The organism is Streptomyces sp. NPDC111744, assembly GCF_055634995.1.
This window is the reverse complement of the sequence record NZ_JBVKCG010000012.1, coordinates 117,259-129,312: the sequence shown is the minus strand read 5'-3', so window position 1 is coordinate 129,312 and position 12,054 is coordinate 117,259. Positions and strand designations below refer to the sequence as shown.

The following is a 12,054-nucleotide window of genomic DNA, read 5'->3' as shown; positions in this document are numbered from 1 at the left end:
GAGGCAGTCTGTGGAGGACGGGAGCCGGACCGAGGCCGCGGTCCGACGACACACCCGGAGGGACTCACGTCCGCTCCGGACATGCTTCACGATATGGGAAACTGGTCTAGACAACCCTGAGTACTGAAGGGCAGCATCACATGGCTGAGCGCCGCGTCAACGTCGGCTGGGCCGAGGGTCTCCACGCCCGCCCCGCTTCCATCTTCGTCCGAGCCGCCACGGCCGCAGGCGTCCCGGTGACGATCGCCAAGGCCGGGGGCAACCCCGTCAACGCGGCCTCCATGCTGGCCGTCCTGGGCCTGGGCGCCCAGGGCGGCGAGGAGATCGTCCTCGCCTCCGACGCCGAGGGCGCCGACGCCGCCCTCGACCGCCTGGCCAAGCTGGTCGCCGAGGGGCTCGAGGAGCTCCCCGAGACCGTCTGAGCGCCCAAGCGCCCGCACGACCGAGGCCGCGCCACCCCTCCGAGGGCGGCGCGGCCTCGCCGTTTCCGCCGTGACTTCTCCCGTAGCCGGTCTTTATGAACGGCCGCCATTCATGCGTGGCCGGACTTTGCGCCGGGCATAGTTAATTATCCGGCGGCCACACCGATGGCGCGCCATCGGAAATTCCGGGCGCGCGCCAAATAAGGGCGACGGAGGCCACCGAAGGGCAACGGAAATACTGCTCCATCGAATAACACCCCTTTGTATACGGCGCCCGTGTTAATGCCGCAGGCCCGACATGTTTACGGGATGTTGCGAAGTCCTCACACCGTTCGCCCGGTCTGTGCCGCCGGAAAAGCGCAGCCGGTGGGAGATCGTGGACCGCTCGGTGTGCAGCGCGGTGATCGCCCGCGCGCGCTCGCTGTCGCCGCGCGTCACCGCGTCCACGATGGCACCGTGCTCGGCCCAGGACTCCACGGGGTTGGCGGGTGCGTCGACAGCGTACATCCAGGCGATCTTGTGGCGCAGCTGGGTGAGTGTCGAGGTCAGGGCGTGGCTGCCGGTGGCCTGGGCGAGCGTCTCGTGGAACCAGCCGCCCAGGGAGCGCAGGTCGTCGCTGCCGCCCCTGCGGGCCCGTTCCTGGCCCAGCCTGACGAGTCCGCGCAGCACCTTGAGGTGGGCCTCGGTGCGGCGCTGGGCGGCCCGGGAGGCGCCGAGCGGCTCCAGGAGCAGGCGCATTTCCAGCAGGTCGGCGGCCTCCTGCTCGGTCGGTTCCGCGACGCACGCACCCGCGTGCCGACGCGTCACCACGAAGCCCTCGGCCTCCAGGGTGCGCAGGGCCTCGCGGACGGGGACGCGCGAGACGCCGTAGCGACGGGCCAGGAGTTCCTCGGTGAGCCGGCTGCCGCGCTCGTAGACACCCGCGACGATGTCGTCCCGGATCGCCGTGCATACCGAGTGCGCCGGAATACGCATGTCCGACCTCCGCCTTAATCCCCGTGAAACGCCGCCGAGTGACGTCCGTTCCGTGACTCTATTGCAATGAGCGGGAATTTCCGATGGCGGCCCGGAATCCATGCATATTTTTTGGACACCGGAGTCACGAAAACGACGAAAGCCCCGACTCCGGGGGCCGGGGCTTCGGGGCTCTCGTCATGTGACGTCACATGTTCGTCGCCGTGGTCGGGTCAGACGTTCAGGCCGTGCTTGCGGAGGTAGGCGACCGGGTCGACGTCCGATCCGTACTCGGGGGTCGTGCGGGCCTCGAAGTGGAGGTGGGGGCCGGTCGCGTTACCGGTCGCGCCGGAGAGGCCGATCTGCTGGCCGGGGGTGACCTTCTGGCCCACCGAGACGCCGATGGACGACAGGTGGCCGTACTGGGTGTACATGCCGTCGGCCATCCTGATGACGATCTGGTTGCCGTACGCCCCGCCCCAGCCGGTGGTCACGACCGTGCCGGTGCCGACGGCGTGCACCACCGTGCCGCTGGCTGCGTGGAAGTCGATGCCGGTGTGGGCGCCGGAGGACCACAGGGAGCCGCCGGTCTGGTAGCCGGTGGAGACGTACGAGTCGGAGATCGGCGCGACGAAGGCGTTGAGGCGCTTGCGCTCGGCCTCCCGCGCGGCGCGCGCCTTGGCCTCGCGCTCCTTCTTGACCTTCTCCGCAGCCTTCTTGCGCGCGGCCTCCTCGGCCGCCTTGCGCTCGGCGGCGGCCTTCTGCGCGGCGGCCTGGGCGTCGATCTGGTCGGCGATGGAGTCGCTGACCGTGATGACCGGGGTGAGGCCGGTCTGCTCGACGGAGTTCTCGGCGGCGAGCGCCGGGGCGGCCGAGACGGTGCCGATGACACCCGTGGCGGTGAGGGCCGCAATGCCGGCGGCCTGCGCGGTGGTGCGCTTCACCCGGCCGGGACGACGGTGCTTCCCGGAGGCGCACATGAACGCCATGTAGAGGCTGGTCCTTTCCTTCCCTCTCGCCTACCGGGTTAGCTGACGGGTTCGGAGCAGGAAGGTCTCCTACGGGCCCCCTCGCGGCTCGCGCGGGCGCCCGATTCACCCCAGGGACTGCATGGGTCCCCGGCTCCCCTGGCTCGCGCCGTACGGGGACTCGGCGATGGCTGTCCGGTGCCGCGGGCGCGGCGCACTGCCTGACGGACAGCCCGGAAGAACCTACGAGGACGTCCTCACAATGCCCAAACGGATCACGGTATTTGTCGCGTATCCCACAGGGCAGACAGGCAACCTCCGCCCCAATTCGGACATTGGGCGGCCCTGGTGACGCGACAGTCACCAGGGCCGCTGCGCGCGCGTGCCGCCCGTCCGGCCGCGCTGCTTGCCTCGCTCTGCCTACTCCGCGGCGACGACCGTGACTTCGCCGATGCCGAGGGCCTCGACGGGCTCCTTGATCTGCGCCGCGTCGCCGACGAGAACGGTCACCAGGTGGTCCACCGGGAAGGCGTTCACCACCGCCGCGGTGGCCTCCACAGTGCCGGTGGCGGCCAGTTGCCGGTAGAGCGTGGCCTGGAAGTCGTCGGGCAGATGCTGCTCCACCTGGTCGGCCAGGGTGCCGGCGACGGCCGCCGCCGTCTCGTACTTGAGCGGCGCCACGCCGACCAGGTTCTGCACGGCGACGTCACGCTCGGCGTCCGTGAGGCCCTCGGCGGCGAGGGTGCGCAGCACCGTCCACAGGTCCTGGAGCGCCGGGCCGGTGTTCGGGGTGTCCACGGAGCCGCTGACGGCGAGCATCGAGGCGCCGCTGCCGTCGGGGGCGGACCGCAGGACCTGCCCGAAGGCGCGGACGCCGTAGGTGTAGCCCTTCTCCTCGCGCAGGACGCGGTCCAGGCGGGAGGTGAGGGTGCCGCCCAGGCAGTACGTACCGAGCACCTGGGCGGGCCAGACGCGGTCGTGCCGGTCGGGGCCGACGCGGCCGATGAGCAGCTGCGTCTGGACGGCTCCGGGGCGGTCCACGATGACGACACGGCCGGTGTCGTCGGCGGACACCGGGGGAACGGGCCGGGGCTGGGCGGTGGAGCCGCGCCAGGCGCCCAGGGTCTCGCCCAGCAGCTCGTCCAGGTCGATGCCGGTCAGGTCGCCGACGACGACCACCGTGGCGGTGGCGGGCCGTACATGCCGGTCGTAGAAGGCGCGTACGGCGGCCGCGTCGATCTTCTCGACGGTGTCCTCGGTGCCCTGGCGCGGACGTGACATCCGCGCGGTCGACGGGAACAGCTCCTTGTAGAGCTCCTTGGCGGCCCGGCGGCTGGGGTTGGCCAGCTCGTGCGGGATCTCGTCGAGGCGGTTGCGGACCAGCCGCTCGACCTCGCTGTCGGCGAAGGCCGGCGCCCTGAGCGCGTCGGAGAGCAGTCCGAGCCCCTTGCCCAGGCGGGAGGCCGGGACTTCCAGGCTGAGCCGGACACCGGGGTGGTCGGCGTGTGCGTCGAGGGTGGCGCCGGCGCGCTCCAGCTCGGCGGCGTACTCCTCGGCGGAGTGCTTGTCGGTGCCCTCGGAGAAGGCGCGCGCCATGATGGTGGCGACGCCGTCCAGGCCGGCCGGCTCGGCGTCCAGGGGTGCGTCCAGGAGCACCTCGACAGCGACGACCTGCTGGCCGGGGCGGTGGCAGCGCAGCACGGTCAGCCCGTTGTCCAGGGTGCCGCGCTCGGGGGCAGGGAAGGCCCAGGGGCGGGCCTCGCCCGCTTGGGGCCGGGGGTGGAAGTCCATGGTGGCGAGCTCGGTCACTTGGCCGTCTCCTCGTCGTCGTGCTCGGCGGTGGCGGCTTCGACCGTGGCCTCGGCCTCGGGGTCCTCGGGTACGTCGGCGTCCTCGACCGCCTCCGGGGACTTGGGCTCGTAGACGAGCACCGCGCGGTTGTCGGGCCGCAGACGGGCCTTGGCGACCTCCTGGACCTCTTCCGGGGTCACCGCGAGGACGCGCTGGACGGCGGTCAGGGCGAGCTGCGGGTCGCCGAACAGGACGGCGAACCGGCACAGTTCGTCCGCGCGGCCCGCGACCGTGCCCAGCCGGTCCAGCCACTCGCGCTCCAACTGGGCCTGGGCGCGCTCCATCTCCTCGGGCGTGGGGCCCTCCTCGGCGAACCGGGCGAGCTCTTCGTCGATGGCGGTCTCGATGACCGGCACCTCGACGTCACCGGAGGTCTTCACGTCCAGCCAGCCCAGGGAGGGCGCGCCGGCGAGCCGCAGCAGGCCGAAGCCGGCGGTGACGGCCGTACGGTCGCGCCGTACGAGCCGGTTGTAGAGGCGGGAGGACTCGCCGCCGCCGAGGACGGTGAGGGCCAGGTCCGCCGCGTCGGACGCGCGCGTGCCGTCCTCCGGTAGCCGGTAGGCGGCCATCAACGCGCGCGCGGGCACCTCCTCCACGACGACCTCGCGCAGCTGCTCGCCGATGACGTCGGGCAGCGAACCGTCACGCGGAGTGGGCTTGCCGTCGTGTGCCTGGATGGAACCGAAGTACTTCTCGATCCAGGCGAGGGTCTGCTTCGGGTCGATGTCGCCGACGACCGACAGGACCGCGTTGTTGGGCGCGTAGTAGGTACGGAAGAACGCCCGCGCGTCCTCCAGGGTGGCCGCGTCCAGGTCCGCCATCGAGCCGATCGGCGTGTGGTGGTAGGGGTGGCCCTCCGGGTAGGCGAGCGCGGTCAGCTTCTCGAAGGCGGTGCCGTAGGGGACGTTGTCGTAGCGCTGACGGCGCTCGTTCTTGACGACGTCCCGCTGGTTCTCCATCGACTCGTCGTCCAGGGCGGCCAGCAGGGAGCCCATGCGGTCGGCCTCCAGCCAGAGGGCGAGCTCGAGCTGGTGGGCGGGCATGGTCTCGAAGTAGTTGGTGCGCTCGAAGCTGGTGGTGCCGTTGAGCGAGCCGCCGGCGCCCTGGACGAGCTCGAAGTGGCCGTTGCCCTTTACCTGGGCGGAGCCCTGGAACATCAAGTGCTCGAAAAGGTGAGCCAGGCCGGTACGGCCCTTGACTTCGTGCCGGGAACCGACGTCGTACCAGAGGCAGACCGCCGCGACCGGGGTCAGGTGGTCCTCGGAAAGCACCACGCGCAGACCGTTGGCCAAGCGGTGCTCGGTCGCTGTCAGGCCTCCGGAGCCTGTCTCGGCCGTGGTCGTGTGACCCATGGGCATGTACGTCCCTTCACTCGCGCTCACTCGCGGAAGCGGTCTCGAACCGCGGTTTTTCTGCCAGTCCTGCCACTGTATGCAAGCGGGCGGGGGCCCGGCGAAGTTCCCGCACGACGTACGCCCACAGCGGATCGCGTAGCCTGCGTCCGACCCACTCCCGAGCGCCTCCGAGGCACCGGGGCGGGCCGCGGAGACCGGGTCCTGGCCCGGGTTGTCAGTACCGCGGTCCACAATGGTCCGCGTCAGATCCCGTTCACGCATGAGCAAGGAGCCGGCAGCGATGGCCCGCCGCAGCACGAAGACCCCGCCGCCCGACGACTCGTACGAGGAGAGGATCCTCGACATCGACGTCGTGGACGAGATGCGCGGCTCCTACCTCGAGTACGCGTACTCGGTCATCTACTCGCGCGCCCTGCCGGACGCCCGTGACGGCCTCAAGCCGGTGCACCGCCGGATCGTCTACCAGATGAACGAGATGGGGCTGCGCCCAGAGCGCGCCTATGTGAAGTGCGCGCGCGTGGTCGGCGAAGTGATGGGTAAGTTGCACCCGCACGGCGACGCGTCGATCTACGACGCGCTGGTGCGCATGGCCCAGCCGTTCTCGATGCGCGTTCCGCTGGTCGACGGCCACGGCAACTTCGGCTCGCTGGGCAACGACGACCCGCCGGCCGCCATGCGGTACACCGAGTGCCGGATGGCCGAGGCGACCAGCCTGATGACCGAGTCGATCGACGAGGACACGGTCGACTTCGCGCCCAACTACGACGGCCAGGAGCAGGAGCCGGTGGCCCTGCCCGCCGCCTTCCCGAACCTGCTGGTCAACGGCTCGTCGGGCATCGCGGTCGGCATGGCGACGAACATGCCGCCGCACAACCTCGGCGAGGTGATCGCGGCCGCCCGGCACCTGATCCGGTACCCGAACGCTGACCTGGACACGCTGATGAAGCACGTCCCGGGCCCCGACCTGCCGACCGGCGGCCGGATCGTCGGCCTGGAGGGCGTCCGGGACGCGTACGAGACGGGCCGCGGCACCTTCAAGATCCGGGCCACGGTTGCGGTGGAGGCGGTCACGGCCCGCCGCAAGGGCCTGGTCATCACCGAACTGCCGTTCACGGTCGGTCCCGAGAAGGTCATCGCCAAGATCAAAGATCTGGTCAACTCGAAGAAGCTGCAGGGCATCGCCGACGTCAAGGACCTCACCGACCGCGCGCACGGGCTGCGCCTGGTCGTCGAGATCAAGAACGGCTTCGTGCCGGAGGCGGTCCTGGAGCAGCTCTACAAGCTGACGCCGATGGAGGAGTCCTTCGGCATCAACAACGTCGCCCTGGTGGACGGCCAGCCGCTCACCCTGGGCCTCAAGGAGCTGCTCGAGGTCTACCTCGACCACCGCTTCGACGTGGTCCGCCGGCGCAGCGAGTTCCGCCGCACCAAGCGCCGCGACCGGCTGCACCTGGTGGAGGGCCTGCTGACGGCCCTGGTCGACATCGACGAGGTCATCCGGCTGATCCGCTCCAGCGACAACAGCGCGCAGGCCAAGGAACGCCTGATGGAGCGCTTCTCGCTGTCGGAGATCCAGACCCAGTACATCCTGGACACGCCGCTCCGCCGGCTGACCAGGTACGACCGCATCGAGCTGGACGCGGAGAAGGACCGGCTCACCACGGAGATCGCCGAGCTGACCCGGATCCTGGAGTCGGACGCTGAGCTGCGCAAGCTGGTCTCGGCCGAACTGGCCGCGGTGGCGAAGAAGTTCGGCACCGAGCGGCGTACGGTCCTGCTGGAGGCCTCGGGTGCCCCGGCGGCCGTGGTGCCGCTCCAGGTGGCCGACGACCCGTGCCGGGTGCTGCTCTCCTCGACGGGCCTGCTGGCGCGCACGACGAACGGCGAGCCGTTCCCTGAGGACACCGACGGCAAGCGGGCCAAGCACGACGTGATCGTCTCGGCGGTCCCGGCGACCGCCCGCGGCGAGGTCGGTGCGGTGACCTCGTCCGGCCGTCTGCTCCGCGTCAACGTGGTCGACCTCCCGCAGCTCCCGGAGACGGCGACCGCCCCGAACCTCGCGGGCGGCGCGCCCCTGTCCGAGTTCCTCTCCCTGGAGGACGACGAGTCGGTGGTCTGCCTGACCACGCTGGACGAGTCCTCACCGGGTCTCGCCCTCGGCACCGAACAGGGCGTGGTCAAGCGCGTGGTCCCGGACTATCCGTCGAACAAGGACGAGTTGGAGGTCATCACCCTCAAGGAGGGCGACCGGATCGTCGGCGCGATGGAGCTGCGCACCGGCGAGGAGGACCTGGTCTTCATCACCGACGACGCACAGCTGCTGCGCTACCAGGCCTCCCAGGTGCGTCCGCAGGGCCGTCCGGCGGGCGGTATGACGGGCATCAAGCTCACTGAGGGTGCGAAGGTGATCTCCTTCACGGCGGTGGACCCGGCGGCCGACGCGGTGGTCTTCACGGTGGCCGGCTCGCGCGGCACCCTCGACGACTCGGTGCAGACGACGGCCAAGCTGACCCCGTTCGACCAGTACCCGCGCAAGGGCCGCGCCACCGGCGGAGTGCGCTGCCAGCGGTTCCTGAAGGGCGAGGACTGCCTGGCCTTCGCCTGGGCAGGCCCGGTCCCGGCGAAGGCGGCCCAGAAGGACGGCACACCGGCCGACCTCCCGGAGGTCGACCCGCGCCGGGACGGCTCAGGTGTGTCGCTGCCGAAGACGGTGTCGGTGGTGGCAGGCCCGGTCTAGGCCTCGTAGTCCTCCTGAGGACTCGGGCCCTCCTCCAGGCCCTGGACGTACCGCAGGACGCCCCACATGCCGTACTCGTCGGCGTGCGGGGCGTCGTTCGTACACGCGTCCAGTTCCTTGCGCAGGGCGGCCACGTCGATGCCGGAGCCGATCAGCACCAGCTGCGTCAGCCGCTCCTCGTCCCGCCTCCAGGGCTCGGGGTAGAACCGCAGAAAACGCCCCACGGCGTGTATGGCGTACCGGTTCCCGGTGTCGTACGGCCCGAAGTCGACGTACCCCTTGATCCGGTAGAGCCCCTCGGGCCGGCTGTCGAGAAAGGCCATGAGCCGACGGGGATCGAGGGGCAGCTCGGAGACGAAGGACAGACTGTCGTACACGGTGTGCAGATGCCCCTCGTGCGCGTCGTCTCCTTCCTGATCATGCAGATCGTCGAAGGACAGCTGCCCGATGCGCTCCTCGCTGGGCCGGCAGTCGAAGAGGAACTCGGGGTCGATACGGCCGTAGGTGGCCGGGACGACGGCGGACCCATGGTCGCTGAGGGACCGGACGAGCACCAGGACACGCTCACCGCCCGGCTCGGCCCGGTCGAGCTTGTTGACGACGACCAGGTCGGCGAGGGCGAGGTGCCGGTCGATCTCCGGGTGCTTCACACGCGTGTCGTCGAACTCGGCGGCATCGACGACCTCGACGAGGCCGCCGTAGACGATGCCGGGGTGCTCGCTGGCAAGCAGCATCCGGACGAGTTCCTGGGGCTCGGCGAGACCGCTCGCCTCGATGACGATGACGTCGATACCGGTGGCGGGGTTGGCTAGGCGCTCCAGGTACAGGTCGAGTTCGCTCGCGTCGACGGCGCAGCACAGGCAGCCGTTGCCGAGCGAGACGGTCGAGTCGCCGAGGGCGCCGGCCACGGCCATCGCGTCGATCTCGATGGCCCCGAAGTCATTGACGATCGCCCCGATCCGGCTGCCTCCGCTGCGGTGCAGCAGGTGATTGAGGAGCGTGGTCTTCCCGGAGCCCAGAAATCCGGCGAGCACGACGACCGGGATCTGCTGGGGGCTGCGGTGGTGCTCCAACGGGTGCCTCTTTCATGCGGGCGGAGGTACGGGTCGGTCCAGGATAGGAAACGACCTGCCACCGAAGACCGCGCCCGTCGCCCCAGGCGTGCGACTGAGGAACGACGGTTCGCCACGACGCCGAAGAGGCCTACCGAGCCGCAGCCGTCACCCTCGGCTCCGGCCCCACATACCGTGCCACCGGCCGGATGATCTTGGAGTCCGCCGCCTGTTCCAGGATGTTGGCGCTCCAGCCGACCGCGCGGGCCGCCGCGAACGTCGGGGTGAACATCTCCCGGGGCAGGCCGCAGAGTTCCATGACCACGCCCGCGTAGAACTCGACGTTGGTGTGCAGTTCACGGCCGGGCTTCAGTTCGGCGAGGATGCGCTCCACTTGGCGTTCGACCTCTACGGCGAACTCCACCCGGGGACCGCCGAAGTCCTGCGCGATCTCGCGCAGCATGCGGGAACGCGGGTCTTCCGTACGGTAGATCGCGTGCCCGAAGCCCATCACGCGGTCGCCGGCGAGGACCCGTTCGCGGATCCAGGGGTCGATCCGGTCCGGCGTCCCGATCGCGTCCAGGGTGCCCAGCGCCCGGCTGGGCGCGCCTCCGTGCAGAGGCCCGGACAGCGCGCCGACCGCTCCCACGAGACAGGCCGCGACATCCGCGCCCGTGGACGCGATGACACGGGCGGTGAACGTTGATGCATTGAATCCGTGATCAATAGTTGAGATCAAGTATTGCTCGACCGCACGTGCCCGCCGGGGATCGGGCTCCGAACCCGTCAACATGTACAGGTAGTTGGCCGCGTATGACAGATCCTCGCGCGGTTCCACCTGGTCGAGCCCCTGCCCGAGCCGGTACAGCGCGGTGAGCAGCGTCGGTACGGCCGCACAGGCGGCGACCGTGTCGGCGCGTCGCCGGTCCGCGTCGATGTCGTACACCGGCCGGAACCCCTGTGCCGCGCCGAGCAGCGAGAGCGCGGTGCGCATCCCGGCCAGCGGTCCGGATCCGCCGCTCGCCGCGGCCACCGCGGGCAGGGCCGCCCGGACCTCGTCGGGCAGGCGCCGCAGCGCGGCGGTCTCGGCGGCGAAGGCGGCGGCGCGCTCCGCGTCGGGCAGTCCACCGTGGATCAGGAGGTGCCAGACGTCCTCGAAGCCGCGGGTGCGGGCGAGTTCGACGGCCGAGTACTGGCGATAGTGGTAGAAGCCCTCGCTCCCCCGGACGTCGCCCACCTCGGTGTCCGCGACGACGACACCGGCGAGCCCGCGCGGCACCTCGACAAGGGTCGAAGCGCTCCTGTTGACGGTCATGACATCCCTCCGCTTTCCTCTGCGAACTTGATTTGACTGTCCATGCTTGACTTAATATCTGTCAATATTGATTGAATCAATGTGCATCGAACACGACTACGGTGGCGCCATGCGCGATCAACAACCCGCTCCCGGCAGTCCCGCGCGGCGGCTGAGCACCAAGGAGACCGCCGAGCTGCTCGGGGTGAAGCCCGAGACCGTGTACGCCTATGTGAGCCGCGGTCAGCTCAGCAGCAGGCGCGAACCCGGTGGACGTGCCAGCACCTTCGACGCCCAGGAGGTGGAGGCCGTCGCCCGGCGCAACAGACGGGAAGCCGCGGGGACTTCGGGCTCCGGCGGGGATCTGTCGGTGCGCACCCGGATCACCCTGATCGAGAAGGACCGCTACTTCTTCCGGGGTGTCGACGCCACCGAGCTCGCCGCGCACCACTCCTACGAGGAGGTGGCCGACTGGCTGTGGACGGGCCGGATGACCCCGGGCGTGACCCTCACCGCCCCGGAGGCCACCGTCGCCGTCGCCCGCCGGGCCGTCGACGCACTGCCGGAGCACACCTCCCCCACCGACCGGCTGCGAGTCGCCACGATCGCGTCGGCCGCCGAGGATCCGCTGCGTTTCGACCTGTCCGAGGACGCCGTCCTCGGCACCGCGCGCGTGCTGATCCCCACCCTGGTCGCCGCGCTGCCGGTGCAGCGCGAGCGCCGGCACGACGACGGTCCGCTGGCCCACCGCCTATGGCGCCGGCTGACCGGCATCGACCCCAGCGACACGGCGCTGCGCGTGCTGGACACGGCGCTCGCCCTGCTCGTCGATCACGACCTGGCCGCCTCCACGCTCGCGGTCCGGGTCGCCGCCTCCGCGCGTGCCCACGCGTACGCGGCCGTGTCGGCCGGGCTCGGTGTCCTCGAAGGCCCCCTGCACGGCGCATCCAGCGGCCTCGCCCACCGGATGCTGCTCGACGTCCTCGACCAGGGCACCGCCGTCCCGGTGATCGCGGACGAACTCCGCGCGGGCCGCCGTATCCCCGGGCTCGGCCACCGGCTCTACCAGGGGGAGGACCCACGCGCGCGTGTCCTGTTCGGCCTCCTGGAGGAGGTTCCCCGCGCGGAGCCCGCCCTGCTCGCGGCCCGGGACATCGTGGCCACGACCGCCCGGCACGCTCCCCTGCACGCCAACGTCGACCTGGCGCTGGCCGTGTTCACGGCCTCCTGCGGCATGCCCGCCACCGCGGGCGAGACGATCTTCGCGATCGCCCGAACGGCGGGATGGATCGCGCACGCCCTGGAGGAGTACGGGGAACGCCCGCTGCGGATGCGTCCCAGCGGCCACTACGTCGGTCCGAAACCGCCGCAGCCCCTGCCTTAGTAGCCCACCCGAGAAGCGAACGGGCCGGGCCGGAAGT

The 12,054-nt window shown here is 70.7% G+C and carries 9 protein-coding genes and 1 riboswitch; of the genes, 3 read left to right on the top strand and 6 right to left on the bottom strand.

All coding sequences use genetic code 11. The features are described from left to right. Nucleotides 1-140: 140 nt before the first annotated feature. Entirely contained in the window at nt 141-422 is a 282-nt protein-coding gene (locus ACZ7OO_RS25750) for an HPr family phosphocarrier protein (protein WP_030563197.1), read from the top strand. Between the two features lie 279 nt (nt 423-701). Here ACZ7OO_RS25750 and ACZ7OO_RS25745 read toward each other — a convergent pair whose 3' ends face one another. The 4 genes from ACZ7OO_RS25745 to ACZ7OO_RS25730 all read right to left on the bottom strand — a co-directional run bounded on the left by ACZ7OO_RS25745 (nt 702) and on the right by ACZ7OO_RS25730 (nt 5,553). Further along, complete coding sequence (locus ACZ7OO_RS25745) at nt 702-1,397, bottom strand: GntR family transcriptional regulator (RefSeq protein WP_471508051.1); 696 nt, start codon at nt 1,395-1,397, stop codon at nt 702-704. 212 nt (nt 1,398-1,609) lie between these two features. Continuing rightward, nucleotides 1,610-2,365, bottom strand: coding sequence for a M23 family metallopeptidase (locus tag ACZ7OO_RS25740; RefSeq protein WP_471508049.1), 756 nt, complete (start codon nt 2,363-2,365; stop codon nt 1,610-1,612). Between the two features lie 12 nt (nt 2,366-2,377). Continuing rightward, nucleotides 2,378-2,541: riboswitch (cyclic di-AMP (ydaO/yuaA leader) on the bottom strand. 223 nt (nt 2,542-2,764) lie between these two features. Then, on the bottom strand, nt 2,765-4,153 hold the full coding sequence (locus tag ACZ7OO_RS25735) for a M16 family metallopeptidase (protein WP_471508047.1): 1,389 nt from the start codon (nt 4,151-4,153) through the stop codon (nt 2,765-2,767). Next, on the bottom strand, nt 4,150-5,553 hold the full coding sequence (locus tag ACZ7OO_RS25730; protein WP_471508045.1) for a M16 family metallopeptidase: 1,404 nt from the start codon (nt 5,551-5,553) through the stop codon (nt 4,150-4,152). The genes ACZ7OO_RS25735 and ACZ7OO_RS25730 overlap by 4 nt, the downstream gene beginning before the upstream one ends. Nucleotides 5,554-5,830: 277 nt before the next feature. Between ACZ7OO_RS25730 and ACZ7OO_RS25725 the strand changes: the two genes are divergently transcribed. Beyond that, nucleotides 5,831-8,287 (top strand): DNA gyrase/topoisomerase IV subunit A, encoded by a 2,457-nt coding sequence (locus ACZ7OO_RS25725; protein WP_471508275.1) that lies wholly within the window; start codon nt 5,831-5,833, stop codon nt 8,285-8,287. Here ACZ7OO_RS25725 and ACZ7OO_RS25720 read toward each other — a convergent pair. Together ACZ7OO_RS25720 and ACZ7OO_RS25715 are read right to left on the bottom strand one after the other, a co-directional pair. Beyond that, nucleotides 8,284-9,360 carry a CobW family GTP-binding protein gene (locus tag ACZ7OO_RS25720; RefSeq protein WP_471508043.1) on the bottom strand — a complete coding sequence of 359 codons (1,077 nt, stop codon included), beginning with the start codon at nt 9,358-9,360 and terminating at the stop codon, nt 8,284-8,286. The two genes, ACZ7OO_RS25725 and ACZ7OO_RS25720, sit on opposite strands and share 4 nt — an antisense overlap. A 130-nt stretch (nt 9,361-9,490) precedes the next feature. Next, nucleotides 9,491-10,654, bottom strand: a complete 1,164-nt coding sequence (locus tag ACZ7OO_RS25715; protein ID WP_471508041.1) for a citrate synthase/methylcitrate synthase — start codon at nt 10,652-10,654, stop codon at nt 9,491-9,493. 109 nt (nt 10,655-10,763) lie between these two features. Between ACZ7OO_RS25715 and ACZ7OO_RS25710 the strand changes: the two genes are divergently transcribed. Continuing rightward, entirely contained in the window at nt 10,764-12,017 is a 1,254-nt protein-coding gene (locus ACZ7OO_RS25710; protein ID WP_471508039.1) for a citrate/2-methylcitrate synthase, read from the top strand. The last annotated feature ends 37 nt before the right edge of the window (nt 12,018-12,054 follow it).